Origin of the sequence: Acidicapsa acidisoli (assembly GCF_025685625.1) — a bacterium.
Taxonomy (GTDB): Bacteria; Acidobacteriota; Terriglobia; order Terriglobales; family Acidobacteriaceae; genus Acidicapsa; species Acidicapsa acidisoli.
In genome coordinates, this window is sequence record NZ_JAGSYI010000001.1 from 34,706 (window position 1) to 58,567 (window position 23,862).

General features: G+C 56.2%; 23 protein-coding genes. All 23 read right to left on the minus strand.

Annotated features, from left to right (window positions below):
- Nucleotides 1-119: 119 nt before the first annotated feature.
- The 23 genes from OHL23_RS00145 to OHL23_RS00255 all read right to left on the minus strand — a co-directional run bounded on the left by OHL23_RS00145 (nt 120) and on the right by OHL23_RS00255 (nt 23,857).
- On the minus strand, nt 120-1,520 hold the full coding sequence (locus OHL23_RS00145; RefSeq protein WP_263349711.1) for an efflux transporter outer membrane subunit: 1,401 nt from the start codon (nt 1,518-1,520) through the stop codon (nt 120-122).
- Nucleotides 1,521-1,560: 40 nt separating this feature from the next.
- On the minus strand, nt 1,561-4,770 hold the full coding sequence (locus OHL23_RS00150) for an efflux RND transporter permease subunit (protein WP_263349712.1): 3,210 nt from the start codon (nt 4,768-4,770) through the stop codon (nt 1,561-1,563).
- A 5-nt stretch (nt 4,771-4,775) separates the two neighbouring features.
- The gene (locus OHL23_RS00155; protein ID WP_263349713.1) at nt 4,776-5,993 is read right to left on the minus strand and encodes an efflux RND transporter periplasmic adaptor subunit; all 1,218 of its coding nucleotides are present in this window, start codon (nt 5,991-5,993) and stop codon (nt 4,776-4,778) included.
- A 48-nt stretch (nt 5,994-6,041) separates the two neighbouring features.
- Complete coding sequence (locus OHL23_RS00160) at nt 6,042-6,224, minus strand: DoxX family membrane protein (RefSeq protein WP_263349714.1); 183 nt, start codon at nt 6,222-6,224, stop codon at nt 6,042-6,044.
- A gap of 39 nt (nt 6,225-6,263) precedes the next feature.
- Entirely contained in the window at nt 6,264-6,824 is a 561-nt protein-coding gene (locus OHL23_RS00165; protein ID WP_263349715.1) for a carboxymuconolactone decarboxylase family protein, read from the minus strand.
- A gap of 462 nt (nt 6,825-7,286) precedes the next feature.
- Entirely contained in the window at nt 7,287-8,822 is a 1,536-nt protein-coding gene (locus OHL23_RS00170) for an MFS transporter (RefSeq protein ID WP_263349716.1), read from the minus strand.
- Between the two features lie 174 nt (nt 8,823-8,996).
- A complete protein-coding gene (locus OHL23_RS00175; protein WP_263349717.1) occupies nt 8,997-9,935 on the minus strand; it encodes a glyoxalase in 939 nt (312 codons plus the stop codon).
- A gap of 26 nt (nt 9,936-9,961) precedes the next feature.
- Entirely contained in the window at nt 9,962-10,300 is a 339-nt protein-coding gene (locus OHL23_RS00180; RefSeq protein ID WP_263349718.1) for a hypothetical protein, read from the minus strand.
- Nucleotides 10,301-10,498: 198 nt separating this feature from the next.
- The gene (gene cydB / locus OHL23_RS00185) at nt 10,499-11,497 is read right to left on the minus strand and encodes a cytochrome d ubiquinol oxidase subunit II (protein ID WP_263349719.1); all 999 of its coding nucleotides are present in this window, start codon (nt 11,495-11,497) and stop codon (nt 10,499-10,501) included.
- A gap of 4 nt (nt 11,498-11,501) precedes the next feature.
- Nucleotides 11,502-12,911 (minus strand): cytochrome ubiquinol oxidase subunit I, encoded by a 1,410-nt coding sequence (locus tag OHL23_RS00190; RefSeq protein ID WP_263349720.1) that lies wholly within the window; start codon nt 12,909-12,911, stop codon nt 11,502-11,504.
- On the minus strand, nt 12,908-13,099 hold the full coding sequence (locus OHL23_RS00195) for a hypothetical protein (protein WP_263349721.1): 192 nt from the start codon (nt 13,097-13,099) through the stop codon (nt 12,908-12,910). Before OHL23_RS00195 ends, OHL23_RS00190 begins: the two co-directional genes overlap by 4 nt.
- Before the next feature lie 132 nt (nt 13,100-13,231).
- The gene (locus OHL23_RS00200; protein ID WP_263349722.1) at nt 13,232-13,951 is read right to left on the minus strand and encodes a YoaK family protein; all 720 of its coding nucleotides are present in this window, start codon (nt 13,949-13,951) and stop codon (nt 13,232-13,234) included.
- 180 nt (nt 13,952-14,131) lie between these two features.
- Entirely contained in the window at nt 14,132-15,571 is a 1,440-nt protein-coding gene (locus tag OHL23_RS00205; protein WP_263349723.1) for an alginate export family protein, read from the minus strand.
- Nucleotides 15,572-15,597: 26 nt separating this feature from the next.
- The gene (locus tag OHL23_RS00210; RefSeq protein WP_263349724.1) at nt 15,598-16,458 is read right to left on the minus strand and encodes an aquaporin; all 861 of its coding nucleotides are present in this window, start codon (nt 16,456-16,458) and stop codon (nt 15,598-15,600) included.
- Nucleotides 16,459-16,502: 44 nt separating this feature from the next.
- Nucleotides 16,503-18,320, minus strand: coding sequence for an amidohydrolase (locus OHL23_RS00215; RefSeq protein WP_263349725.1), 1,818 nt, complete (start codon nt 18,318-18,320; stop codon nt 16,503-16,505).
- Nucleotides 18,321-18,396: 76 nt separating this feature from the next.
- Nucleotides 18,397-19,089 (minus strand): hydrolase, encoded by a 693-nt coding sequence (locus OHL23_RS00220; RefSeq protein WP_263349726.1) that lies wholly within the window; start codon nt 19,087-19,089, stop codon nt 18,397-18,399.
- A gap of 190 nt (nt 19,090-19,279) precedes the next feature.
- Nucleotides 19,280-20,086, minus strand: a complete 807-nt coding sequence (locus OHL23_RS00225) for an enoyl-CoA hydratase/isomerase family protein (RefSeq protein ID WP_263349727.1) — start codon at nt 20,084-20,086, stop codon at nt 19,280-19,282.
- Between the two features lie 58 nt (nt 20,087-20,144).
- Nucleotides 20,145-20,336: a hypothetical protein gene (locus tag OHL23_RS00230; protein ID WP_263349728.1), complete on the minus strand. Its 192-nt coding sequence runs from the start codon at nt 20,334-20,336 to the stop codon at nt 20,145-20,147.
- 122 nt (nt 20,337-20,458) lie between these two features.
- On the minus strand, nt 20,459-20,710 hold the full coding sequence (locus OHL23_RS00235) for an SDR family oxidoreductase (RefSeq protein ID WP_263349729.1): 252 nt from the start codon (nt 20,708-20,710) through the stop codon (nt 20,459-20,461).
- 92 nt (nt 20,711-20,802) lie between these two features.
- Nucleotides 20,803-21,564: an SDR family NAD(P)-dependent oxidoreductase gene (locus OHL23_RS00240; protein WP_263349730.1), complete on the minus strand. Its 762-nt coding sequence runs from the start codon at nt 21,562-21,564 to the stop codon at nt 20,803-20,805.
- A 459-nt stretch (nt 21,565-22,023) separates the two neighbouring features.
- Nucleotides 22,024-22,260 (minus strand): hypothetical protein, encoded by a 237-nt coding sequence (locus OHL23_RS00245; protein ID WP_263349731.1) that lies wholly within the window; start codon nt 22,258-22,260, stop codon nt 22,024-22,026.
- A gap of 9 nt (nt 22,261-22,269) precedes the next feature.
- Nucleotides 22,270-23,415, minus strand: a complete 1,146-nt coding sequence (locus OHL23_RS00250; protein ID WP_263349732.1) for a thiamine pyrophosphate-dependent enzyme — start codon at nt 23,413-23,415, stop codon at nt 22,270-22,272.
- Nucleotides 23,416-23,428: 13 nt separating this feature from the next.
- On the minus strand, nt 23,429-23,857 hold the full coding sequence (locus OHL23_RS00255; protein ID WP_263349733.1) for a thiamine pyrophosphate-binding protein: 429 nt from the start codon (nt 23,855-23,857) through the stop codon (nt 23,429-23,431).
- Nucleotides 23,858-23,862: the final 5 nt, after the last annotated feature.

Consider the following 23,862-nt stretch of genomic DNA (forward strand, 5'->3'; position numbering starts at 1 on the left):
TCTTCCATAGTAATGTCGACTTCGAGGCGGATGGTTGGCCTTTCAGAAGTTGCCACTAGGATTTGTAGTCGGCATTGCCGCTATGAACCGGCTTTTCCAGCGGGCGCAATGTTCACGGACTATTGCTGCCAGCCTCCGCCGAGTGCTCTATAAAGTTGCACGAGGTTCTGGAATTCGGTGCCGCGCGCCTGGGCGAGTGTGAGTTCAGCGGAAAAGAGTGACCGCTGGCCGTCCAAGACTTCGAGGTAAGTGGTGGTACCGCCTCGGTAGCGCATGATGGAGAGGCGGACCGACTCCGCCAGGTCTCCGACGGTCTGCTCCTGGCGAACTCGCACGTCATGAGATTTCTGATATCCGATCAGGGCATCGGACACATCTCCGAAGGCGTGCTGAATGGCCTCCTTGTAGGCAATCAAAGCCTGCTGGTGTTGCGATTCGGCAAGATGCAGGTTTCCCCGCAGCGCACCCCCGGTGAAGATGGGCTGGCTCACCTGGGCGCCGTAAGACCAGATTCCAATGTGCGAGCCCATCAGGCTGGAGAATGCGCTGCTCCGTCCGAAGGCGCCGCCGCCGGAGCCTGTCAGCGAGATTTGTGGAAAGAACTCAGCTTTGGCGACGCCAACTTCGGCATTCGCAGCAACCAGCGTTTGCTCGGCTTCGCGAATATCGGGCCGTCGCTCGAGCAGCGAGGAAGGCACACCTGGGGGCACCTCAGGAGGAAGCACCTGCCATTCGAGTGGCTGTCCACGCGGCACGCCTTGCGGGTAATTGCCGAGGAGTGTGCTGATGGCATCTTCCTCCTGGCCAATCTGCCTCTCGATGTCCGGGATCGTCGCATTTGCGGTGTCAAGCACTTGCTGAGCCTGAAGCACATCTAGCTTTGTGGCGACGCCGTGGTCAAGTCTGAACGAAGTCAGCTTGACGGAATCTTTCTGTGTCTTAACCGTGTCTCGCGTGATCTGGAGTTCGAGATCAAGCTGCAGGAGCGTGAAGTAGTCACTCGCCACGTCGCTTACCAGCGTGAGTATCACCGTATGCCGCGCATCCTCTGTTGCGAGGAGTTGGGCGCGTGACGCCGCGGTCGCGCTGCGCAGCCTTCCGAATAGGTCCAGTTGGAATGCTGCGTCGGTCGTGAGAGTCAGAAAATTGTAGTTAGTTTGGAAGGTACCTTCTTTTCCACCAGTGAAATTGCCGTTGCCCTGGATCTGCGGGAATAGACTGGAACGCGTGACGGCAAGTTGCGCGCGCGCGGCGATGATACGCTCCGTCGCAAGTTGCAAGTCATAGTTTTGCTTCAAAGCCGTGCGAATGAGTTCTTGCAGTTGCTGATCCTGGAAGACTTGCCACCAGCGGAGATCGGCGTAGGAGGCTGCCTGTGCTTGGGCCTGGGGGTTTTCGCTCAGATCGCGGTAGACGGTTGGCGTTTGAACAACGGGCCGATGGTACTTGGGGCCGACCATGCACCCGTTGATCAGACTCGGTGCAAGGATCACTGTAACCAATACCCACGGCCTTTTCATAAAATCGCTCCGTCGCTTGTCCATGAGTCGGTGGCGCATCTCAGTCTCCCGCCGATGGCTCTGGTGAGGCCGGCACTGGAGCAGGGACGTGGTCCTCGCCAGCACCCGACCATTTCTCGACGAGATAAAAGATCGCTGGGATAAGAAAAATTCCGATCGCGCTCGCGGCGAGCATGCCGCCGATCACAGCAGTCCCCATAATTTGGCGAGCCACCGAGCCGGCCCCGGTCGCAATCCATAGCGGCACGCACCCGAGAATGAACGCGAACGAGGTCATTAAGATCGGCCGCAGGCGAAGACGGGCGCCTTCCAGCGCTGCATCCGCCAGGGGCTTACCCTGTTGTTCATATTGTTCCTTGGCGAACTCGACGATCAGAATTGCGTTCTTGGCCGCCAGGCCGATGAGCATCACCAACCCAATTTGCGAGTACACATCGGTTTCGATCTGGACCATGTAGGCCGGATAGAAGGCACTGAGCACGACCCGGCGCAGCCACAACACCGCAAAGGCACCGAATACCGCGACCGGCGTACTCAACAACACGCTGAAAGGTAATGACCAGCTTTCGTACAGGGCTGCGAGGATCAGAAACACAAACAAAAGCGAGAAGCCGAAGATGACCGAGGCCGGAACACCTTCCCGTGCCTGCTGCTCTTGATAAGACATGCCCATATAATCAAAGCCCATTTCGCCGGCAGGCATCGTCTGCTTGAATACGTCCTCCATCGCCGCTGTCGCCTGATCGGAGCTATAGCCCGGCGCAGCGCTGCCGTTGATTTGGGCTGAGCGATACTCGTTGTAGCGCATCGTGAACTCCGGGCCGGAACGAGACTCAAACCTCGTCAGTGCAGTGAGCGGCACCATTTCCCCTGTATTGTTGCGTACGTAGAACTGGCCTATGTTGGTCAGATCCGCGCGGTAAGGCGCTTCCGCTTCCACATACACCTGCCAGGTACGACCGAAATTGTTGTAGTAGTTGATGAACAGCCCGCCCATGAAAGCCTGAATGGCCTGGTAAACATCGCTGATCGCCACACCCTGCTTCAGAACCTTTTCCCGATCCACCTGCACGAATTGTTGCGGCGCGCTCGGTATGAACGTCGTGTTGAGCGAGCCAATTTCGGGGCGCTTGCGAGCCGCTGTCATGAACTTCTGCAGATTGTCTGCAAGAAACTGGACGTCCCGTCCGGCACGATCTTCCAGCACGAACTGAAATCCGCCAGCAGTGCCGACTCCGGGGATGGCTGGTGGCGAGAAGCTGAAAACGGTCCCCTGCGGAAGCTTGCTCAACTGCTGGTTCACGCGGGCCTTGATTTCCTGAAATTGTTCCGCTCTGGTTTCGCGGGCACTCCATGGCTTCAGAGTGATGAAAAAGAAACCGTTGTAACTTGTCTGGACAAAGCTTAGCAAGCTGAAGCCAATAACACTGGTCGTGTATTGGACGCCTGGGGTCTCGGCGAGGATCTTCTCGACCTGTCTCGCCGCCTCGCCGGTACGCTCCAGCGAAGCTGCATTCGGAAGCTGCATGTTGATGAAGAAATAGCCCTGGTCTTCATCTGGCAGGAAGCTGGATGGTAGCCGGCTGCCAAAGAGAAATGCGGCAAGCCCAAAGCCCGCAAGCAACACCATCACCAGGACGCCTTTTCGGATAAGCACGCCGGACAGCCGGACGTAGCTGTGCGTGGCGCGTTCGAAGATGCGATTGAACCCGTCAAAGAACCTTTGCAGCAGCCTATGGCTCTCCTGCTTTCGCCGGAGCATCAGTGAGGCCAGCGCGGGGCTTAGCGTGAGCGCGTTAAACGCAGAGAGGATTACAGAGATCGCGATGGTCACGGCGAATTGCTGGTAGAGTCGCCCCGTGATGCCGGGGATAAAGGCGGTGGGTACGAATACTGCAGACAGCACCAGGGCGATTCCGACGACCGGGCCCGTGAGTTCGTCCATTGCTTTTCGCGCTGCATCCTTGGGAGCAAGACCCTCCTCGATGTGGCGTTGTACGCCTTCGACGATGACAATGGCATCGTCCACCACCAGTCCGACGGCCAGCACTAACCCGAACATGGAAAGAGTATTGAGGGAGAAGCCGAAGGCCGGGTAGAGCAAAAATGTTCCCACCAGCGAGACGGGTACGGCCACCATGGGGATCAGCGTAGCGCGCCAGTCTTGCAGGAATACGAAGACGACAAGGATGACCAGCACGATGGCGATCAAAAGAGTTTCGACAATCTCCTTCATGCCTTCTGTAACCGCTTTTGTCTGATCAAGCGATATGGCGTAATCCATGTCCTGCGGGAAGTGCTCCTTCATCTGGGCCATCAGCCTTCGGACGCCGGCGGCGGTTTGGACCGCATTGGAGCCGGGCAACTGGTAAACGGCGAGTACCGCGGCGGGCTTACCATTCAAGCGGCCAACTTCGTTATAAGCCTGCGCGCCCAGTTCGACCCGGGCGATGTCTTTCACTCGGACGATTCCGCCATCCGGAGTTTCACGGACGACGACGTTTCCAAATTGTTCCGGGGACGTCAACCGCCCTTGAGCGAGTACGGCGTACGTGAATTGTTGACCGGCGGGCGCCGGCTCGCCGCCCACCTGACCAGCCGGATTCACTGTGTTCTGTGTCTGGATGGCGTTGGCGATGTCCGTGACGGTGATTCCCAGTTTCGCCAATTGGTCGGGCTTTACCCAAAGCCTCATGGCATACTGCCCCGCGCCGAAGACCTGCGTCTGTCCGACACCATACAACCGTGCGACCGGATCATTGAGGTTGATGTTGGCATAGTTGGCCAGGAACGTCGCATCGTACGTGCCGTGCGGCGAAGATACGGCGATCAGCATAAGCGGCGAGGTCGTGGACTTTTTGATGGATATACCGTAGGCGTTAACTTCGGGTGGAAGCTGACCGACGGCTAGTTGCTCGCGTGACTGGGTGAGAAGCTGGTCTGTGTTCGGGTCCGTTTTGAGATCAAAATCAACAAAGATGGTCGTCTGCTGATTGGCCGTGGCGTTCAACGAATACATGTAAGTCATGTTGTCCACGCCGTTGATCTGCTCCTCGATCGGCGTGTCCACGGATTGCTCGAGAGCCAGCGCGTCTGCACCGGTGTACGTGGCCTGCAATCGGACCTCCGGCGGGGCGATGTTAGGAAACTGCGCCACCGGCAGGCTCGCAACGGTGACCGCGCCGACTATCACCATAAGAATCGCGATCACGATCGCCACGATCGGACGGTTGATGAAGAATTTTGACATCTGGGCTACCTCTCCTTCGCCTCGGCGGCCTGATCGACGAACGGCTTGGGATTCACCTGCATACCGGCGCGCACATGTTGTATGCCCTCGGCTACGACACGGTCGCCGGGTTTCAGTCCTTTTTGAATGATCCACAGGGAGCCAAAGCGTTCACCGACCTCCACCGGCTGAATGCTCACTTTGTTCTCGCTGTCGAGGAGGGCTACCTGATAGCTGCCTTGAAGTTCTGTAACCGCACGTTGGGGAATTAGGAGGGCATCCTTTTGGATTCGCGTCGCCGCACGCACTTTGCCGTATCCGCCTGGACGCAGAATATTCCCCGGATTGGGAAACAGCCCTGCGATCCGGATCGCGCCAGTGCTCTGATTCACTTCGCGGTCCGCGAAGTAGATTTCCCCCGCCCTTGGATAGGTTGTACCGTCAGCCAAGATTAGCGTGAGCGGCATCTGCCTCCTCTGCGCCATCCGGCTGGCTACGCTCGGGTATTGCCTGTTGAACTCAAGGTATTCCGGCTCGCTCACAGTAAAAAAAACCTTGATCGGTTCAACCGTCGAGACCGTAGTGACCGGTGGGCTGCTCGCGTCAACCAGGGCGCCGACCTGAAGCTGGGCTTGTCCGGCAATTCCACTTATGGGGGCGAGAAGCCGAGTAAACCCGAGATTGACCTTCGCCGTTTCGACCGCAGCCGCTGCTGTTTTGATTTGAGCCTTGGCAGTCTGCACGGTCGCTATCGCCGCAAGGTTGTTCTGAGTGGCATTGTCGAGATCCTGCTGGCTCGCTGCCTGCTCCTTCGCCAGCGGAGTGTACCGCTCCACATCGAGCCGGGTGCGGACTTGAACAGCTTCGGCGTTAGCAAGCTGCGCGGTGGCCTGTGCTAGCTGTCCTTCGGCTTGGTCGAGAGCCGCCTGAAAGGGTCGCGGATCGATCTCGAACAGGAGTTGACCCTTCTGGACCAACGCGCCTTCTTGGTAGGCTTGCCGGCGCAAGTAACCTGTGACTTGCGCCTTGACGGCGGCATTCTCGAATCCGTCCAACGTACCGATCCATTCGCTATAGGGGGTCACATCCTTCTGTTCGACCGGCGCCACCATCACATCCGGAGGCGCTCCCGTCGCGACACTGGATACGTGTTTCGAGGGGATCGCCACAACGATCAGGGCGATGACGACAATCAAACAAAGCGTTCCTCCTGTGACGAGCCAACGTTTTGAAAGAGTACTCATCTTCACCTACCATGATGGGTCCGCGGTGTGCGTTCCGACCCTAGAGAACTAGAAGCGCACACGGGACGCGATTCGGGCTGCTTTCCCATCCTGAACAACTCCGGCAGACTCGGAAGGTCCTCCCGTGGCGCTAAGCCCTGGTCCCCCGAACCATCCAAACAGTTTTTGTGTGCCGTGCGCTGCCAGAGTGAGCCCCACAGCCAGTCTCAGAAGCAGAAGCCCAATACTCATACCTCACCTCGTAAGAGAATTGTTTGTAGGACTATCCTTTTATGCACCTTGCTGTGGGAACGGTGTCGGCTTTTCATCCAAAGGAACGCGACCAGTCCTGATCACACGCGCAACCAACATATAGTTGCCGATTACAAATAGAATCTCGGTGAGCGCGCGATCGGAAAAGTACTGTTTCGCCCGATCGTAAGTAGCATCCGTGGCTTCCACCCTGAACACTACTTCGTCGGTAAAAGCAAAGGCTGCTTGTTGTGCTGGGGAGAAGGATTTCGCAACAGTGTCGCCACGTTCCAGGACGGAGATCTGCTCTTCCGTCATCCCGACGCTACGAGCCACGACCACATTATTCCGCCAGATATATAAGCACTCTTGCAACGTCGCGACCCTCAGGGCAATCATGCGCTCCAGTGCGGGATCGATTTCCAAAGGCCGGAAAAGTAACAAAAGAAAATCGATGTAGGCCGGATAGAGCGATTCTGCATTTGCCATAGCGCGTAACCCGTTGACCGCCGGAAGCTTCGCAAGTGCCTGCTTCACTGAAGGTGAAGCGGTTTCGGGATCGACCAAACCCAATCTTGCCGCACTGGTTTTTGACGACATCGTTTGTTTCCTTTCGATCCACGTTATGCGCGTGGCGTTCGTGTGTGTTTCCTAACCGCGTTTGACCTCTCGCGTCCCCTCTACAACGCGGGTCATCTCGTATGCGGAGAATCAACAAGTCATTCTCCGCACGACTGGGAATGAGCACGCGAAGTGCCAAGAAAGCAATGCCGTGGCATCTCTGAATCGAAAAGGGTTGTGAAGCGGCGGATTTCGCCGGCGTTCGTCGCGCGTCGAATTTATGACGTCAAGGCAAAAGCGGATTGACCTGCAGCGGGCGCAATCCCGTCACGCATTCTCCTGAGAGGTTCTGATGTGCACGCCCTTATACTCACAAGCGGACGGCTCTTTATTCCTCGGTTACCGCGCTCGTCCTACGCAGCGTGAAAACTCATGGTGTCGGTAAACTGTTGGTGGCCGGCAGAGAAGTAGCGACTAAGCGTCCCGCGCGAAGGACAGTTTTCAATTACGGTCCAAAGAGGATGTTGCCAAAGCACTGGCCGGACTGCCCGCCAAATCGAGATTCGGAATCGACCAGGCGACAACGGCGGCACACACGGAAAGCCCTCCTAATGCGAAAAATACCCATCGGTATGCCGCCATCAATGCCGGCGCTATCTGAGAAGGCTCGACACGGCTCGAAGCAATCGAGGAAAGTTCATGGCTAAGGATGGCCCGTGCGTTCGGATCGACAACTTGCAAAGCTCCAAGCAATACCGCGGAAGAGATCGCGGCCCCTGTTGCGCCCCCAATCGTGCGACTGAACGACACAGTCGCCGTAGCAACGCCCAGACGATCTTTCCCTGCCGCCCATTGCACCATGGTCTGCGCGGCGGGCATCGTCGATCCAAGGCCGGCCCCGATCAGAAGTGTTAGCAGCGCGGTGAACACGGTTCCCAATTTGATTCCAGCTGCGAGTACAAAAAAAACGGCCGCTACGATCGACAAACCAACAGCCATCGGCGTCCGAGGATGTCCGGTTGTTGAAATTCGCACACCTGTTGCGGTGGAAACAACCACCTGGGCCAGAGTGAGCGGGATCAGAAGGAGTCCGGAGGTAGTCGCGCTCGTTCGGAACACTGTTTGAAAGAAAACCGGCAATTGAACGATCAAGCCGAAAAGAACCGCCGCGAAAAGAAGAACCGTCAACGATGCGCGCCAGATGACGGGCTCTCCGATCAGTTGCGGAGAAATGAGCGGTTGCTGCGTCTTCTGCTCGATTGGGCGGAGAAGAACAAGTCCTGCTACTCCCAGGCTCGCGATCGTAAGCAGGACCGGGGACGTCCAGGCGATTTCATGACCGCCGATGCTCAAACTGAAAAGAACTGCTACGGTCGAAGCTGCGAAGACGGTTGTTCCGGCGTAATCCAATCGACAGATCCCTGTTCCCGGGGATGTTTTAATGCGCAAGGCTGCGCAAGCGGCGCCTAGCCCGAGCGGGATATTGAGCCAAAAGATGCTGCGCCAGCCGAGGTGTTGCGAGAGAACGCCGCCAATTACCGGGCCGAGTGTGCTGGCAAGGGCAAAATTGGCTCCCAGCCATCCCTGAATTCTTCCCCTCTCTTTTGGAGAAACGACTTCGCCGAGGAGTGCTTGCGCCAGGGTCATCAGACCGCCACCGCCAAGACCTTGCAGCGCGCGAGCACAAATCAGAATGAAAAGGGTGGGGGCAAGCGCGCACGCAACCGAGCCGGCGACAAATAGGCAGAGCGCCCACAATAGCATGCGCCTTCGCCCGTATGCGTCTCCCATGCGTCCATAGAGCGGAGCAGCCACAGTTGCTGCAATGAGGTACGCGGTAACTACCCAAGCGAGGTAGGAGAGTCCGCCGAGCGAACCCGTAATCGCTGGTAAGGCTGCGGCGATAATAGTTTGATCGAGCGCTCCCAGAAACATTGACGGAGCGACATGAAAGAACGCAGATCGAAACTGTTCTCTCTTTTCTGCAGACAGTGAAGAGAGAGAATTCTCACTCTTTGCGCTGGCCGGCCCGATCATGTCGCTCCCTTCAGTTCGACTTCATGACTTGTTTCCTCGCGGAAAGGTTGCAGAACGGCACAACTGGCTACGAGCAAAGCCGAAAGTCCGAGTAAGTTTAGAACCGAGTGGCACAGAACCAGAGCGCCCGCGACGGCTCCAAGAAACATCTCCCATTAAGGTGCTTCCTCAACATCAGTTCGGCTTACCGGTGATCGAGTGGATCTCTGCAATGTACCCGCCGGGGAATTGGACAACGGCTGAGGTTCGCTGGTCGGCAGTATAGGGAGGAACCAGTACCTGGACTCCCGCAGCCTTGGCCTTGGCGAGGGTAGCCGCGAGATCCGAAACCTCGTAGCCCGTCGTCTCGTGCCCGTATGGATACGGAAGATGGCCATCGGTTACGAGAACCGTCAGCTTGCCGAAGTTGGATTGAATACGGATTCGCCGATAAGTGTCACTCGGCCGTCCGATCTCGACACCGGGAGCGTGCGCGTCATCAGCGATCACATTCCCATGACTAAAGGCGAGAAAGCTGTCTACGAAGGCAGCCACGCGATCGGCGGACACATAGACACGGTTTTCCGGAATGGTTTGAAGAGCTTTATAGGACGGGGTGGTTGTGTGCCAATAGAGCTGCGTGTTCACGCCGCCCGGCCATTGGATAATGGCATCTCGTCCGATTGGGTCATTGAACGAAGTCACAAGAACGTCGGCGCCTGTCGTGCGAGCGGCCTGAATCGCCTCATCAAGATCGATTACGAGGTAGCCCGTTCGCTCTGCGCCAAACGGATACGGAACCGGCGTCTTGAACCCGAAAACCGACAGTGTTCCCACAGGGGTCAGCACCAACTGGGACATGGTGCTGCTCGGAGTTGGCGTCACGGTAAAGACGCCCTGTTTGGATGTGGTTCCGCCGAAGGTTGCTACAAGGCTAGCGACGAAGCGATCGAAGTCCTCGGGCGCGACGTAGACGTGGGTCGTATCGTATTGCGGCCCCACGGTCACGTTGGGCGTAACGGTAGCAGCATAGGCGACTTCCAGGGCGGTGCTCCGCGTCGGGAACAGACGAGCAATTCCCGTACTCAGAATGATCGCGACGGCAATTACGCCAAAGGATTTGGTGATACGCATTGAGTCTCCTTTCACGGGGGACAGCATTACACGATTAGTGTTGATCGTTCGGTAAAGTCGCGATGCGTCCTTACTGCGGCAACCTTCATTTGCAAGAGTTGCGATGTAGTTGTGCTGGGTGTCGGCGTTACCCTGGCAATGACCTGCTTCGTGCTCTTACCTCCGAAGGTTCCGAGAAAGCTCGCAACGAACGCATCGACGTCGGAGGGGGAGACATCGACATGGGTAGTGTCGTACTGAGCTCCCACGGCAGCGGTGGATGCGGGATCTGGGCCTTCAGTCGTCTGCGTCCAACTGAGGAGTAAGAACGTCGCCAAGCTGAAAACGAGTAAGATAAAAGCGAAAAGACGACGGTTGCAATTCATTGTGTAACTTCCTCCTTAGACTTCTGACTCTTATCGACTTCTGCTAAGCTATCGACCCTGAGAAACGTGTCAAAACGCGAATGCCTGCTTACCGTTCAAAGCAGCCGCAAAGCAGCTCGCAACAAATACGTAACGAATACGAAGACGATCAATGAGCTTACGTAGATTCCCGCGAACCACAGCAACCGCTTTTTCCGCTCACTCATATCCGTCCCATCCCTTCTCCGGGGTCTTGCCGCGAAATACCCAATAGGCGAAGAACGAATACCCGAGCACCACAGGTGTGACAACGATGGCTCCAGTGAGCAGAAAAATCTGGCTCAGGCGTGAGCTAGACGCGTCCCAAATGGAAATGCGGAACGGTACAATCGTTGGAAATACGAGGATTGCAAGACCTCCGATCCCAGCGGCGATCATCACCAAGCCTGCAATCAGGGGGCGAACATCTGGGCGCTTCCCGATACTTCCAAACAGAATGAAAGCCGCCAATAGTACGATACAGCTCAGAGTTCCGAGCAGAACCGGGTGGTTCTGCCATGCAGCCAAGATACCTGGCTGGACGAAAAGCGACATCCCTCCGACCGCAAAGAAGGAGACCATAAACAGCGGCAATGCAATGCGCAACGTTCGTCCCAAAAATCCGTGCAATTGCGCCGTGGCCTTGAATTGGAGCCAACAGCCGCCGAGTACGACGTATCCCGCGAGCACGCAGAGGGCGCAAAGCGCAGGGAATGGCCGAATACAATCAAGGACGCTCCCGCTAAACGTGACCCCCTGGACCGATACACCCTGAAGCAGCGCGCCCAGAATCAGACCTTGCATACATGCTGCCACGATCGACCCGACGGCGAAGATTACGTCCCACCTGCGACGGTAGGACTTCATCTGCGAACGAAACTCAAATGTGACACCGCGCAGACCCAATGACAGCAGCATCACGATAATCGGAATATAGAGTGCTGGCATGAGAATGCCATATGCGATCGGGAACGCGGCTAGCAGCGTCACCCCAGTCATGATCAACCAGGTCTCGTTTCCGTCCCACGTCGGCGTGATGGAATCGACCATATGGTCTCTCGATTTCTCGTGCGGTTGTAACAAGAGCAAAGCGCCCACTCCGAGGTCGAAGCCATCGAGCAACACATAAAACGTTACGGAGAGCGCAGCGAATACGGCACAAAGGAGAGGCATGTCCATCGGGCTACCTCCCCGCCGCGGCATTGGCGTTCGCGCGGTCCAGCACTTGCGGACGGAGCGCGTTCTTGAGAGATCCGGATGCCTCAGCATGGATCGAAGCCGATTCCGGCCCCCTCCGGATAATGCGTGCTACGAAAATGAGAAATGCAGTCATAAAGAACGCGTAAATACAAACAAAGGCGATCAGCGTCGCGAGCAGCGTCTGCGCTGGCACCGGCGAAACGGCATCGATGGTTCTCAACATGCCAAATATCACCCAGGGCTGGCGGCCAGTCTCGGCCAGATACCATCCGCCAAGCGTGGCAAGGATACCGGAGGGCGTCATCGTCACCAAGCAGCGAAGAAACCACTTCGTTGTAAAGAGTCGGCGTTTCCATCTGAGCCACAATGAGGCCGTTGCCACGGCGAACATCAGGATGGCAATGCCGTACATAATGCGAAACCCGTAAAAGACCATGCCCATGATCGGTTGCGCATCTCGTGGGGTGTTCTTCAGACCCTCCACTCGGCCATGAAGACTGTGCGTGAGCCAGATGCTGCCTAAATATGGAATTCCGAGAGCGAAACGATTCCGCTGTTCCTTCTGGTCGGGAGCGATCACCCAGTAGTAGGGAGCCGGCGATGCTGACTCCTTCTCCCAAAACCCCTCGGCTGCCTGCATCTTCGAGGGCTGGTGCTTAAGCATCGTGCCGTAGAGAATATCGCCGATAAAGACCTGACCCACAATGAGCACAGTCGCAAATGCTGTGCCCAGCGCCACGCTCTTTTTTGCGAAAGCAAGATGCTTGCCCTGCAGCAGGTACCATGCACCAACACCCGCCACAAGAAACGAGGAGGTCAGGTATGCCGCGCTAAGCATGTGCGGCAAGCGGACAAGCCAGGAGGGGTTGTTTACTACATGCCACCAATTGATGACGACCAGCCGGCCATCATGGACTGCTACACCGTCCGGCGTCTGCATCCAACTGTTGGCTGAGAGGATCCATGATGCTGACAGCATTGTGCCAAGCGCCACCATGCATGTAGCAAAAAAATGGAGCTTGGGCCCCACTCGATTCATTCCAAAGAGCATGATCCCGAGGAAACCCGCTTCAAGGAAAAAAGAAGTGAGTACTTCGAGGGCGATCATGGGCCCGATCGCCGGCCCGGCAAGCTGTGCAAACTTCGCAAAGCCCAGACCAAACTCAAAGGAGAGAACGATGCCGGTTACTACTCCGACTCCGAAGCCCATTGCAAAAATGCTCTGCCAGAAGCGATAGATTTCGAGGTAAAGTCCATCCCTAGTCTTGAGCCAGAGACCTTCTATCACAGCAAGGAACATGGCAAGCCCAATGGACATGGTAGGAAAGATAATGTGAAAGCTCACCGTGAACGCGAATTGCACGCGGGCGAGCGTAGCTGGATTCAGGCTCATCTTGCGTCTCCTTCTGCGGGAACCCGGCGCATGAGGACGACAGCGCCTATGACGGCCACCAGCAGTCCCGCGACTGCAATCCCAAGTCCGAACACTCCGATGATGGCGAAGAAGAACGTCACCCCCACGAGAGAGGGAACCAGAAAGCCCAAGATCTTCTCGAAAGTCAACGAAAGATTCTTCAACATCCCTATTCCTCCCGTTCAAATCACAACGACAATCAAATCTCAGTTACTCTTGAGCCCGGATAAGCGTCATCGATCCTGCCTACGACGGATGAGGAGCGCACATTGCTCATTTGAGCAGCACCGCGAATGCTTTCATTTATGTGACGCTGCCGTTAACTCCTGGATGGTGTCGCTGCGAAAACACTGGATGATCATTGCCGTCAAAGTGATAAATGCGGCCAAGCCAAACACAAGAGCAAGAGAATGTTGGAGAAGAAACGCGCCAACTGCTGCACCAAAGAACATCGAGAAGACGGCAGAAATGCGTCGTCCCCATCGCGGATTATTTCCTCCCGCCAAAGAGGATTCCGAGGCTAAAGCAGCTACAGTCAGCGTCAACACAGTAGTCGTGATATCCGGCACTCCTAGCCTCCGCACAGTGCCGTTTCGAATGCCCATGGCCAAAGCGGTGAGTGCAATGATCCCGTACAAACTACTGATCGGAAGGACCACAGACTCATGCTGCATCACCAACAACATGCAAGCCACAAACAGTAGAGCGGTCTCCATCGCAGCTGCCAATCCGAGCCAATGGCTCCTGCGCCATTTTGCAGTCCAATGCTCGAGTCGTCCCGATACAATGCCGCCCGCGAACGCGAAGATTAGAGCAGCTATCGACCGAAGCACCGAAAGTCCAGGTACATTCGCCACAGCCAGACCGAGCAGTACAATATTCCCGGTCATGTTTGCTGTGAAGATATGGCCCATTGAGAGATAACTGGCAGCATCAATCAGGCCTGTGACAAATGTCAGCAATGCGAACGAGAAATGTAACCACCTTTCCGCGCGAAGCGTGTCCTTCGTCATCTCCATTGGGCTCTCCCTCCGATCGTCGGGCTCTCAAGGTTCGATCTTGCGGCTTCGGGTGCAAAGAAGCACGATCATTTAAGGCAGTTCAACGTCTACCCTTTGGGTGGATGTCAAAAGTTCGCAAGAATGAACGGATAATCACCGCACAGGTCAATTGGAAAACTGCAGCCCGCGAGATGCTTCCTAAAATTTGTACCCGGCCCAAAACGCCCAGTAATTGAGATTGCGGCCGGGCTGAGTCTCCTTCAGGAACTTGCCGGCGTAGAAAATTCCGTAGTCAGCCTGAAACCATACATGCGGGTTGGCTTGCCAGCGAACCTCCGTGCCCGGCCTGTGGCCGACGAATCGTGCCTGACCATCATTCCCCGCTCTGATCAAGAACCCAGGCACCGCGTAGACGCCGTCCGTAAGGCTCTCTCGCCACTGAACTATCCAATCAACGGACAGAGACACATCATGCGGAAGCGACGTTTCGACGTGAGGATGAACGTCGATGAAGTTGATGGGGCCGGGCCCCGTTGTAGCCAGGACGCCAAAGTAGTTGCCTTTTGGAAATAGTGGATTGAACGTTCCCAAGGTGTTTGTAGTCGGGTGATCGCCACTGGAAATGTCAGCTTTGGCACTAAAGCGGGGCTTCAGGAGAATGGTTGGAATTCGGTACCCGGTCTCGGTTGCAATCGTCCATGCCTTGATATTCGCCGAACCAAATGTGCCAAACTGCCAGAGTGCGTCATCGTCAAAGTCCCATCCCGGCTTTTCGGTGGCGATGGGGCGTGAAACTCTAACCCCAAGGGAGTGACGTAACTCCTGGGCCGTTCCTCGCTGGAAAGCCGCATCCTTCCTTTCGAGGCCTAAGTAGTACAAGTCTAAAGACGATTGACGCGGTATGGGTCTGGTGGCATAGATGCCCCAGAAACCCACTGCGTGGTCCGGCGAATTGTCGAAAAAACCGGGGTTATCTTCGTCCGGCCGCATAGCAAATCCATCAATCTGCCATGAGTCGATTTTGCTCTTCAGCATGAAGCCGTCAAAACTCAGTCTGACATTTGGGCCCTCGCGCACATCGATCAACCGTCCGGACCCATACTCTAACTCTTGCCTGCCGACTCTGAGGTGGATCGACTTCTGGCCAGAGGATCCACCAACTTCAAGGAATGCGGCCTGAAAATCAAGCTTCTTTTCGTCGATGGGACGCGGGCCACCTCGACGGAATGAATTCAATCCACTCTTCAGTTCCACAAAGGTACGGAGGTGTCTTCCATAGTGCAGGTCAAAATACGGCATGTACCTTTCATTGAGATACCCATTCCAATAAGGCGACTGACCCCAGTTGTCGTTTCCTATCTGCTCCCAGACTTCGCGGGCTTCGCCACCTATGGTCATGTACCAATCATCGGCACTCCTCCGGAGAGGGATGTATTTGATCGGATCCCAAAAGTCTTCTCGGAGCTTAGGATCCTTCAGGAAGCTCCAATCCTCGTCCTCGCGAAGCAGCTTATAGTTGCGGTTGACCTCTGGAACTTGGTCGGGATTCGCGGCCTGAGCCAATAACTGTGGCCCGAGTAAAGCGAGAGTGAGTCCTGCCAACAGGCAGCTTATGATTCTCATGCGCATGATTCGCATTTACTGCTCCGTTGTGGCAAAGCCGATCAGGTTTCCGGTTGAGTGTCAGTTATACGATTCGCACCAATAAGGTGGGAAACGTCCTCGATCGCCTTCGCAGTTGAAACTCCGATAGTGCCACACAGCCGATGCGTAAGTACCCTGCGTTGGCGCTGGATCTTCCGTCGCAGCCATGCCGCAATGGCTGCGCCGAACATTGGGGCAAGCAAGTAAGCCCACAAAAACCGCGTCTGCCCAGAAATAACGACAGGCCCGAACTGGCGAGCTGGGTTGAGGCTCCCCCCGGTGGCAGTTCCTAGTAATGCAATTCCGAGACCTACCAGGCTTCCGACGATCCAAGGCACAAAGGACGTGAGTCGCGGAACCGCAAGAGAGAGCCCGACAACCAACGCAATCACAGTCATCCCAAGAGCTTCGACTACGAATACCTCCCAGGTCGACCACCCGGGTCTTGGCTGGAGCGCGGCATATACCACGGGTGGCTCCGCCACGATGTGGCCCCAAACCAAGCGTGCGGCGACGACCCCAACTACAGAACCGAGCAACTGGGCGATGGAGTAGGGGATGACCCCAACTCCAGGGAAGACTCCGAAGCGCCACATGGCCAGCGAGATTGCCGGGTTTGTGTGCCCACCCGAGGCTCTTCCCGGCGGGCTGAGAATCAGCCCCGCAAGAAGCATCGCAACTGCCGCGCCGACGATCCAGAGTTCAGCATGGATCCCAGGGATCGCACGTGAAATGGGTGAAGGGCCAATCACCCACCTCACGATAGTCACCACGCCGAAAAGCAGGATAGAGGTCAGGATCAATTCAATCGCACTATCCCGGGCCAGTCGAACGATTCCAAGGCGCTCCGCATTCTTCGGCAGTGCTGGAGATTCCTGCACTTTGCTCCTCCTATGGACCTAGGGTTAAAGGATCGAGCCCGGAGTCAAAAGGCGAAGCAATCGCAGCCCAATCCCCATAGAGACTCTCCGAGGCGTTCAGTGCCTCGGGATGCGGCCGAGGCATGGTGTCTGGAACATCCGTAGTGCATCGCTGCTCCAACGTGTGACACGGGGTTGTAATAACCTCCGTAATGGGCCGTCGGAGCCCAATCGAGCGCAGCGGGTAACGGGGGCGGCGCCAACTGGCCGAAGTCCTCCGACGCATAAACGACCTCTCCACCTACCACCGTGAGAACAGATTGCAGGTTCTTGATCTCCTGCTCCGGCACAGAAAAGAAGTCTGAGGTGAGAACAGCGAAGTCGGCGAGTTGACCTGGAGCCAGCGATCCCTTTACATCTTCTTCGGCTGAGAACCAACTGCTCCCCTGTGTATAAAGGCGCAGCGCCTCCTCGCGCGACATCCTGTTCTCCCCGCCATAGAGCGGCATCCCGCCTACCGTGCGACCGGAGACGAGCCAATAAAGTGATACGTAGGGATTGAAGCTTGCCACTCGTGTTGCGTCAGTACCCGCCCCGACATGCGCGCCAATCTCCAACATGCGTCGAATCGGTGGCGTCCTCTTCGCTGCTTCAGCGCCGTAGTGTTTGACGAAGTATTCCCCCTGGAAGGCCATACGATGCTGGACCGCGATGCCGCCTCCGAGTGCGACGGTTCGATCAATGTTTTGGTCAGAAATCGTCTCCGCATGATCGAAGCACCAGTGCAGCCCTTTGAAGGGGATGTCGCGGTCGACCTTCTCAAAGACATTCAGGAATCGCTCGATGGATTCGTTATAGGTGGCGTGCAGGCGGAATGGCCAGTGCTTTTCAGCGAGCAACCGAACCACAATCTCGAGTTGTGTTTCGAGGGTGTGGTCGAGGTCCGGTCGTGGCTGGAGGAAATCCTCGAAGTCCGCGCCTGCGAAGACGAGATTCTCGCCGGCGCCATTGAGACGCAAAGTATGATCGCCTTGGTAAAGAGATGCTGAAGACGTCCATTTGTTGAAGTCTTCGATCTCATGCTTTGGATGCTGCGTATACAGGTTGTACGCGACACGCAATGTCATCTGCCCACGCTTGTGTAATTCTTCGATAACCTTATAGTCGTCGGGATAGTTCTGGAATCCACCGCCAGCGTCGATTACGCTGGTGATACCGAGCCGGTTTAACTCGCGCATGAAGTGACGAGTTGATATGAGTTGGTCTTCATAACCAAGGACAGGACCTTTGGCAAGCGTCGAATAGAGGATACTTGCGTTAGGTGAGGCTATCAGCATACCTGTGGGCGTGCCGCGCTTGTCACGCTGGATTTCGCCTCCCGGTGGGTCGGGTGTGTCCTTGGTATAACCAACTGCTCGAAGAGCAGCCGCGTTCAACATTGCCCGGTCGTAGAGGTGCAGGACAAACACAGGAGTGTCAGGAGCGACTTTGTTTATCTCTTCAAGAGTCGGCATGCGCCGCTCTGCAAACTGAAACTCTGTCCAGCCGCCGACCACACGAACCCATTGCGGGGCCGGGGTGCGCAGAACTTGCTCTTTCAACATGCGCATTGCATCGGCAAGAAAGGGAACGCCATCCCAGCGAAGCTCCAGGTTATAGTGCAGCCCCCCCCGGATCACGTGCATATGGGAGTCGTTAAGCCCGGGAATCACTGTATGGCCGCCCAGGTCCACGAGTTTTGTGCCGGCCTCACGAGTCTGGAGCAAATTGGAGGAGGTGCCGGTCGCAAGCACCTTCCCATCCTCAACAGCCATCGCTTCGGCGAAGTATGGGGTCGAGTTGGTCGCGATCTTTCCGTTGTGATAGATCGTCTTCTGAGACATAGCGTCCTCCGAGGTTATCGAGCTGGTTTTGGAGAAAGTAAGGCGGGGAAGGCGGTCGCGCTTCCCCGGCTACTACTTACTTGTGGGCTAGCTCAAGCGGTGGCGTCCAATCGGGAAGTTCCGTTGGCGACGCACCATGCACCATCGTGTAGGCATATTCAACGCCCATACCGTATGCACCTGCGTGCGTCTTCACAATGTCCATTACTGCGTCATAGGTTTCCTTCAGGGCCCAGTCCCGCTGCCACTCGAGCATGACCTGGATCCAGGTCACCGGTTTGGCCCCCGCCTGTTCCACGCGGCGCATTGCGGCATCATGCGTCCTGACATCGAGGTCGCCACAGAGGTCTTCAACCACATACACTTCGTAGCCGTCCGTAATAGCCTGGATCGTGGGAAAAGCTACGCAAACCTCCGTCCAGAGTCCTGCGAGCACGATCTTCTTACGACCTGAGGCCTTGATGGCCGCAACGAACTTTGCATCGTCCCAAGAGTTCATGCTGCTGCGTTCGATGGGCGTGATGTCGGGGAACTGCGCTTTGAGTTGCGGCCAGATATAGCCGCTGAAAGATTTCGTCTCGACCGTGCTGAGGACCGTGGGTAGGCCGAACACTTTGGTCGCCTTTGCGAAACCCACGACGTTGTTGATGAGGGTTTGACGATCGATGCTGGTAATTCCGAAAAGCATCTGTGGTTGGTGATCGATAAGCGCCACGACGCAATTGTCTGGCGTGAGCAACCCCTTTTCACTTCGTTTTGCGAGTGACATAGCTTCATCTCCTTTGTTCGCGTTATCAGCGCATTAGTTTAGATTTCCTTGCAGCGCGTCTGTGCACGCAGACACTCCGCGCCCGTTGTCCTGTAGTTCTCAGAAGATCCAGCACTGCGATCGGTGAATACCAAATTCTCCGACTGGCTGCGACTCAAATCGCGGCGCCGACCGGATGAACCCTTCGCCTTCATGCAACGTTTGCTGTCGAAGCCTGACGTTCGGATTTGGTTTGCTTCGACTTCACAAGGTCCGCTGCAGACGCTCCTTCGAGCGACAGCCCGTAGCCGACTTCCCGCACAATGCGCTCTTTTAGGGGCTGAATGAAGTGGATCCGCGTATTACGCCGTGTTATCTCGGGGACCTTTAGGTAGAGCGCGGCCAATTCGTGTGCTCGGGCGAGAGCCTTACCGTTCGGCGTGACCTCAGCCACGACCCCCCATTCGTGTGCCGTACGTGCCGGCACCGGATGGGGGTTTATGAGAAACACCTCGGCTCGTCCCGCACCCGCGCGATAACTCCAAGTGGTAAAGATTCCGTCACCGGGTGTAACACCAGCGGCAAAATGGGCCACATCCTGGAAGGTCGCCCCCTCGGCAGCCACAATCACATTGGCGAGCAGCAGATAATCGGTGTGAACATGCGCGCGCCCCTCGACCGCCGCAATGACCGGCACACGTATGTTGGCTATGTTTTCCAAAACCTGAACACCTTCGTCATGAATCGGGCTCCAGATGCCAGGATCGCCAGGGTTGCCCCAAGATGACCAATCGACATCTGTGATGAAGTCTCCGCCTGCGCCCGTCAGGATTACGATCTTGTTGGCTCGATCCTGCGAAATTCGATAGAAGGCCTCGACAAACTCAGTGTGAGTTTGTGCGGTCATAAGGCACGGCCCTCCGTTGGTGTGAAGTGAAACCGTCAACACGCCGTTGGCGTCTCGACTCAGCTTTACGTACTGATAAGCAGTGAAGTAGTCGGGTTGAGCTGTTTGCATCGGAGTCTCCTCTGTGTTTGGGCGCTGAGCGTGAACCGTCTGCAACTGTTCGAAAGTCTCAGACGACTTGCACGTAAACGCCCGCGCTCTTTACCAGAGCATGCCGAATGCCAGGAATCAGAGTCGCAACATCGCCTGAATTCAAAAGGGTTGTGAAATAGCGGGTCTCGCCGGTATTCGTTGCGTGGCAAAACTCTGACGTCAAGGCGGAAAGCAGATTGACGTGACGCACGAGCCGCACTTCGCTCACGCGTTCAACTTGCCTTCAGAAAAAGCGGAATGTATGCTCGGCCGTCGTCTTGTAAGCGAAGAATGAGGACGTCCGTCGGGCCCGGGTTGTCGTTCGCGGCCGCGCTTCTGGAATGTATACGGCTAAAGCTTCGACCCACTATTCACCGGAATACTTGCCCCGGTGATCCACCGAGCACCATCGGAGGCGAGGAACGCGATCGCGTCGGCTACATCATCGGGTTTGCCGATTCTCTTGAGCGACCGCATGCTGGGTGCAAGAGTGCGGCCCGCTTCCGCTTTGCTAAGACTCGATATATCGGTTTCAATTATCCTTGGCGCAAAGGCGTTCACACGGATGCCAGGTGGGCCTAACGGCGAGGCCCAGTGTTTCACGAGGGATCGCTCAGTTGCAGCACTTCGAAACTGCTCCCGGGGGCGAACAGCGAAGGGTAGCTGCAGTTGTTATCACGCAGCCACTCGAACGGTTATGCGCTCCAGCCGCCGTCCACGGTTAAGTTCTCGCCGTTGATGAACGCCGATTCTGGATGAGCGAGAAATGCGACGGCAGAAGCAATTTCTTCGACTCGGCCGAACCGACCAACGCTAGTGAGCTTCTTCATGTCCTCCGCTTGACCGTTTGCAGGGCTCAGTTCAGTGTCGATGAATCCAGGCTGTACGGCGTTAACCGTAACTCCGGTAGCTCCCAGTTCACGCGAGAGTCCGCGTGTGAAGCCGTGGACCGCAAACTTAGTTGCGACATACATCGTCACGCCGGGAATAGGTGCAGACTCTCCGTGAATGGAGCCGATGTTGATAATCCGCCCCCACTTCTGCGGAAGCATCCGACGCGCAGCGTCTTTCGATAACGCGATGAGGGGCCGAACGTTAAGATTGAAATGCTTGTCGTAGGAATCTTCGGCACCCTCCATGAACGGCCCGAAGACCACCGTTCCTGCGTTGTTTACGAGAATGTCGAGACGTCCACCGAAGGAGGCACCGAAAACCTGGTCGATGGACGCGATCAACTTATTGATTCCCTGGACGGTGCTGAGATCAGCGCCTACGGCCTCTGCATTCCCGCCTGCATTGCGGATTTCCTTGACGACCTTTTCTGCACGCGCCGGACTTGCCGCGTAGTTGACAATGACGTAAGCACCATCGGCGGCCAAACGGATAGCGATAGCAGCTCCGATTCCGCGCGACGAACCTGTGACGAGTGCAAGTTTGTTCTCCAATGGCCTGGACATGTTCAATCTCCTATCTGGATAATGTTTTTGCTTGCGCTCAACCACCGCGACGCGTTTACCTTCTCCTGTGAGGGTCCACGAAGTTAAAGTTGATCCGGTGCCAGCCTCGATAATCACGAGATCACAGTCATGCAACCTTTGCTGTCGAAGCTGGACTTTCCGATTTGGTTTGCTTCGACTTCACAGCGTCGGCTGCAGACGCTCCTTCAAGCGGTAACCCGTAGCCGATTCCCGCGCAATGCGTAGTCATGGCTTGATTCTGGCGTCATGGCAGAAAGGAGATTGACGCGGCGGCCGAGCGCAATTCCATCTTCCGGTGTGCGTTTCACACGTAAAAGCCCACCGTCTTTAGCTGAGCATGCCGAGTGCCAGGAAGCGGCGCCGCAGCATCGCCTGAATTCAAAAGAGTTATGAAATTGGGAATCTCGCCGGTATTCGTTGCGTGGCGAGTCTTTGACGTCAAGGCGGAAAGCAGATTGACTCGGCGCCCGGACGCGATTCCACCGCGCATTCAACTGAGAGGTTGAGACGATTCCAAATTAATGTTACTTGAATCGTGTCGATGTGGCCGTTGATTCCGAGCGCCGCCAGCGGCTTGCGCGCAAGTAATGAAATCTCTTCGCGATCTCGATGCTCGCCGGAGCTTCTGACGGCAGTTGCGTCTATACCAGCACTCCTTTTTCGTGCCACGCTCATTTGGCTCGCTTACCGGATGAGATTCACCTTCGCGAGATCGATAATCTCGTCCCCATGCCCGTTGAGAACTGCCCTGAGAGCAAAAATGCCGAAGCCTTTTACCTGCTCGAAAGTGATGGTCGGAGGCATCGACAGTTCCTGCCTGCTTACAAGAATCTCGATCAGCGCCGGTCCGTCGTGTTGGAGAGCTTGCTCGATCATTGGCGGCACTTGATCTGGCGTTTCTGCCGTCAGGCCAAGGAGACCCGCAGCTTCGGCCAGCTTTGCGAAGTTCGGGTTCCGCAGATCGGTTCCAAAATCGACAATCCCAGCTGCCTTCATCTCCAGTTCGACAAAGGCCAATGACTCGTTCTTGAAAACAATGATCTTGACAGGCGCGCGCAATTGGCACAGTGAGAGCAGGTCGCCCATGAGCATGGCAAGACCGCCGTCGCCCGATAGGGAGATTACCTGGCACCCCGAATGGCTCACCTGGGCGCCTATAGCCTGGGGCAATGCATTTGCCATTGAGCCGTGGTTGAAAGAGCCGAGCAGGCGCCGTTTGCCGTTCATGGTTAAATAGCGTGCCGCCCAGATAGTCGGCGTGCCGACATCACAGGTGAAGATCGCATCTTCGGCAGCCAACGCGTCGAGTACTCGAACAACATAGTGCGGATGGATAGGTTTCTTACCAGATACCGCTGTCGCAAGTTCATCGAGATCCCTCCTCGCCTCCTGGTAATTTTCCCGGGAGGTCTTCAAATGCCAATCGTCCTGGTTTTGCGTCAGCTTTGGCAGAAGGGCCTGAAGAGTCGTTTTTGCATCTCCTACAAAGCCATAGTCGACCTTGGTGCGGCGGCCTAATTGTTCTCCCCGGATGTCGATCTGTACGACCGTCGCATCCTTCGGGAAGAACTGCTGATATGGAAAGTCCGTTCCGATCATGAGCAACAGATCGCAGGTCATCATCGCGCGATAACCCGACGAAAACCCAAGCAGGCCAGTCATACCCACATCGTATGGATTGTCGTACTCGATGAATTCTTTTCCACGCACAGCATGCACGATTGGGGCGTTCAGTCTGGCCGCAAGTTCAACCAACTCCGCGTGAGCTCCCGCGCAGCCCGCCCCGGCAAGGATCGTTGTCTTCGTGGATCCATTGAGTAGGGATGCCAATATCTCGATTTCATCACCGGTGGGAGATACAGTAGGTCTGGGCGGGGGGAAAATGTAGCCGTGGTCCCTCTTGTGTTGCATCACGTAGCGCTATGTCTCCGGGAATCGTAACCACTGCGACCCCACCACGCGAAACAGCAGTCTGGATGGCAATCTCGAGAACACGCGGCATCTGCTCCGGAAACGAGATCGATTGGCAGTAGTGACTGCATTGCGCGAAGAGGTGTTCTGGGTTAGTTTCTTGAAAATAGCCGCTGCCAATTTCGCTGCTGGGGATCTGAGCTGCGATCGCGAGCACTGGAACGCGACTGCGATGGCAATCATAAAGACCGTTGATCAAATGCAGATTGCCTGGGCCGCAACTCCCCGCGCATACCGCCAGTCTTCCCGTCAGATGTGCTTCCGCGCCGGCCGCGAAGGCGGCTGCCTCTTCGTGGCGCATGTGAA

Excerpts from the sequence above, each read along its gene's own strand:
- OHL23_RS00145 (WP_263349711.1), bottom strand. The coding sequence starts at position 1,520 with ATGAAAAGGCCGTGGGTATTGGTTACAGTGATCCTTGCACCGAGTCTG.
- OHL23_RS00150 (WP_263349712.1), bottom strand. The coding sequence starts at position 4,770 with ATGTCAAAATTCTTCATCAACCGTCCGATCGTGGCGATCGTGATCGCG.
- OHL23_RS00155 (WP_263349713.1), bottom strand. The coding sequence starts at position 5,993 with ATGAGTACTCTTTCAAAACGTTGGCTCGTCACAGGAGGAACGCTTTGT.
- OHL23_RS00160 (WP_263349714.1), bottom strand. The coding sequence starts at position 6,224 with ATGAGTATTGGGCTTCTGCTTCTGAGACTGGCTGTGGGGCTCACTCTG.
- OHL23_RS00165 (WP_263349715.1), bottom strand. The coding sequence starts at position 6,824 with ATGTCGTCAAAAACCAGTGCGGCAAGATTGGGTTTGGTCGATCCCGAA.
- OHL23_RS00170 (WP_263349716.1), bottom strand. The coding sequence starts at position 8,822 with ATGATCGGGCCGGCCAGCGCAAAGAGTGAGAATTCTCTCTCTTCACTG.
- OHL23_RS00175 (WP_263349717.1), bottom strand. The coding sequence starts at position 9,935 with ATGCGTATCACCAAATCCTTTGGCGTAATTGCCGTCGCGATCATTCTG.
- OHL23_RS00180 (WP_263349718.1), bottom strand. The coding sequence starts at position 10,300 with ATGAATTGCAACCGTCGTCTTTTCGCTTTTATCTTACTCGTTTTCAGC.
- cydB (WP_263349719.1), bottom strand. The coding sequence starts at position 11,497 with ATGGACATGCCTCTCCTTTGTGCCGTATTCGCTGCGCTCTCCGTAACG.
- OHL23_RS00190 (WP_263349720.1), bottom strand. The coding sequence starts at position 12,911 with ATGAGCCTGAATCCAGCTACGCTCGCCCGCGTGCAATTCGCGTTCACG.
- OHL23_RS00195 (WP_263349721.1), bottom strand. The coding sequence starts at position 13,099 with ATGTTGAAGAATCTTTCGTTGACTTTCGAGAAGATCTTGGGCTTTCTG.
- OHL23_RS00200 (WP_263349722.1), bottom strand. The coding sequence starts at position 13,951 with ATGGAGATGACGAAGGACACGCTTCGCGCGGAAAGGTGGTTACATTTC.
- OHL23_RS00205 (WP_263349723.1), bottom strand. The coding sequence starts at position 15,571 with ATGCGAATCATGCGCATGAGAATCATAAGCTGCCTGTTGGCAGGACTC.
- OHL23_RS00215 (WP_263349725.1), bottom strand. The coding sequence starts at position 18,320 with ATGTCTCAGAAGACGATCTATCACAACGGAAAGATCGCGACCAACTCG.
- OHL23_RS00220 (WP_263349726.1), bottom strand. The coding sequence starts at position 19,089 with ATGTCACTCGCAAAACGAAGTGAAAAGGGGTTGCTCACGCCAGACAAT.
- OHL23_RS00225 (WP_263349727.1), bottom strand. The coding sequence starts at position 20,086 with ATGCAAACAGCTCAACCCGACTACTTCACTGCTTATCAGTACGTAAAG.
- OHL23_RS00240 (WP_263349730.1), bottom strand. The coding sequence starts at position 21,564 with ATGTCCAGGCCATTGGAGAACAAACTTGCACTCGTCACAGGTTCGTCG.
- OHL23_RS00245 (WP_263349731.1), bottom strand. The coding sequence starts at position 22,260 with ATGAGCGTGGCACGAAAAAGGAGTGCTGGTATAGACGCAACTGCCGTC.
- OHL23_RS00255 (WP_263349733.1), bottom strand. The coding sequence starts at position 23,857 with ATGCGCCACGAAGAGGCAGCCGCCTTCGCGGCCGGCGCGGAAGCACAT.